General features: G+C 53.3%; 1 rRNA gene. It reads left to right on the top strand.

Going from position 1 to position 2,788, the window contains the following annotated elements:
* Positions 1 to 18 precede the first annotated feature (18 nt).
* Positions 19 to 2,788 (top strand): 23S ribosomal RNA (locus G3N64_RS38735); the annotation flags it as partial.

The following is a 2,788-nucleotide window of genomic DNA, read 5'->3' as shown; positions in this document are numbered from 1 at the left end:
GAGACAGACTCGTTATAGGGTCAAGCGAACAAGTGCATGTGGTGGATGCCTTGGCGATCACAGGCGATGAAGGACGCGGTAGCCTGCGAAAAGCTACGGGGAGCTGGCAAACGAGCTTTGATCCGTAGATGTCCGAATGGGGAAACCCGGCCCTTTTGGGTCATCCTGGACTGAATACATAGGTCCAGTGAAGCGAACGCGGTGAACTGAAACATCTAAGTAACCGCAGGAAAAGAAATCAACCGAGATTCCCAAAGTAGTGGCGAGCGAAATGGGATGAGCCTTGCACTCTTTATTTGTATTGTTAGCCGAACGCTCTGGAAAGTGCGGCCATAGCAGGTGATAGCCCTGTAGGCGAAAACAGTATGAAAGAACTAGGTGTGCGACAAGTAGGGCGGGACACGTGAAATCCTGTCTGAAGATGGGGGGACCATCCTCCAAGGCTAAATACTCGTGATCGACCGATAGTGAACCAGTACCGTGAGGGAAAGGCGAAAAGAACCCCGGGAGGGGAGTGAAATAGATCCTGAAACCGCATGCATACAAACAGTCGGAGCCTCGCAAGGGGTGACGGCGTACCTTTTGTATAATGGGTCAGCGACTTACGTTCAGTAGCAAGCTTAACCGTATAGGGCAGGCGTAGCGAAAGCGAGTCCGAATAGGGCGTTCAGTTGCTGGGCGTAGACCCGAAACCAGGTGATCTATCCATGGCCAGGATGAAGGTGCGGTAACACGTACTGGAGGTCCGAACCCACTAACGTTGAAAAGTTAGGGGATGAGCTGTGGATAGGGGTGAAAGGCTAAACAAACCTGGAAATAGCTGGTTCTCTCCGAAAACTATTTAGGTAGTGCCTCGTGTCTCACCTTCGGGGGTAGAGCACTGTCATGGTTGGGGGGTCTATTGCAGATTACCCCGCCATAGCAAACTCCGAATACCGAAGAGTGCAATCACGGGAGACAGACATCGGGTGCTAACGTCCGGTGTCAAGAGGGAAACAACCCAGACCGCCAGCTAAGGTCCCCAAATATAGCTAAGTGGGAAACGAAGTGGGAAGGCTAAAACAGTCAGGAGGTTGGCTTAGAAGCAGCCACCCTTTAAAGAAAGCGTAATAGCTCACTGATCGAGTCGTCCTGCGCGGAAGATGTAACGGGGCTAAGCTATATACCGAAGCTGCGGATGCGAGCTAGTCTCGCATGGTAGGAGAGCGTTCCGTAAGCCTGCGAAGGTGCCTTGTAAAGGGTGCTGGAGGTATCGGAAGTGCGAATGCTGACATGAGTAGCGATAAAGGGGGTGAAAGGCCCCCTCGCCGTAAGCCCAAGGTTTCCTACGCAACGTTCATCGGCGTAGGGTGAGTCGGCCCCTAAGGCGAGGCAGAAATGCGTAGCTGATGGGAAGCAGGTCAATATTCCTGCACCATTGTTAGATGCGATGGGGGGACGGATCGCGGAAGGTTGTCCGGGTGTTGGAAGTCCCGGTCGCTGCATTGGAGAAGGCGCTTAGGCAAATCCGGGCGCGCAATTCAAGGGTGTGGCGCGAGCTCCTTCGGGAGCGAAGCAATTGGAAGTGGTTCCAAGAAAAGCCTCTAAGCTTCAGTCTAACGATGACCGTACCGCAAACCGACACAGGTGGGCGAGATGAGTATTCTAAGGCGCTTGAGAGAACTCGGGAGAAGGAACTCGGCAAATTGGTACCGTAACTTCGGGATAAGGTACGCCCTTGTAGCTTGACTGGCCTGCGCCAGGAGGGTGAAGGGGTTGCAATAAACTGGTGGCTGCGACTGTTTAATAAAAACACAGCACTCTGCAAACACGAAAGTGGACGTATAGGGTGTGACGCCTGCCCGGTGCCGGAAGATTAAATGATGGGGTGCAAGCTCTTGATTGAAGTCCCGGTAAACGGCGGCCGTAACTATAACGGTCCTAAGGTAGCGAAATTCCTTGTCGGGTAAGTTCCGACCTGCACGAATGGCGTAACGATGGCCACACTGTCTCCTCCCGAGACTCAGCGAAGTTGAAGTGTTTGTGATGATGCAATCTACCCGCGGCTAGACGGAAAGACCCCATGAACCTTTACTGTAGCTTTGCATTGGACTTTGAACCGATCTGTGTAGGATAGGTGGGAGGCTATGAAACCGGAACGCTAGTTTCGGTGGAGCCGTCCTTGAAATACCACCCTGGTTTGTTTGAGGTTCTAACCTTGGCCCGTGATCCGGGTCGGGGACAGTGCATGGTAGGCAGTTTGACTGGGGCGGTCTCCTCCCAAAGCGTAACGGAGGAGTACGAAGGTACGCTAGGTACGGTCGGAAATCGTGCTGATAGTGCAATGGCATAAGCGTGCTTAACTGCGAGACCGACAAGTCGAGCAGGTGCGAAAGCAGGTCATAGTGATCCGGTGGTTCTGTATGGAAGGGCCATCGCTCAACGGATAAAAGGTACTCTGGGGATAACAGGCTGATACCGCCCAAGAGTTCATATCGACGGCGGTGTTTGGCACCTCGATGTCGGCTCATCTCATCCTGGGGCTGTAGCCGGTCCCAAGGGTATGGCTGTTCGCCATTTAAAGAGGTACGTGAGCTGGGTTTAAAACGTCGTGAGACAGTTTGGTCCCTATCTGCCGTGGGCGTTGGATATTTGAAGGGGGCTGCTCCTAGTACGAGAGGACCGGAGTGGACGAACCTCTGGTGTACCGGTTGTCACGCCAGTGGCATCGCCGGGTAGCTATGTTCGGAAGAGATAACCGCTGAAAGCATCTAAGCGGGAAACTCGCCTTAAGATGAGATATCCCTGG

Origin of the sequence: Burkholderia sp. Ac-20344 (assembly GCF_017104975.1) — a bacterium.
Taxonomy (GTDB): domain Bacteria; phylum Pseudomonadota; class Gammaproteobacteria; order Burkholderiales; family Burkholderiaceae; genus Burkholderia.
This window is presented reverse-complemented; position numbering and strand designations above follow the sequence as displayed.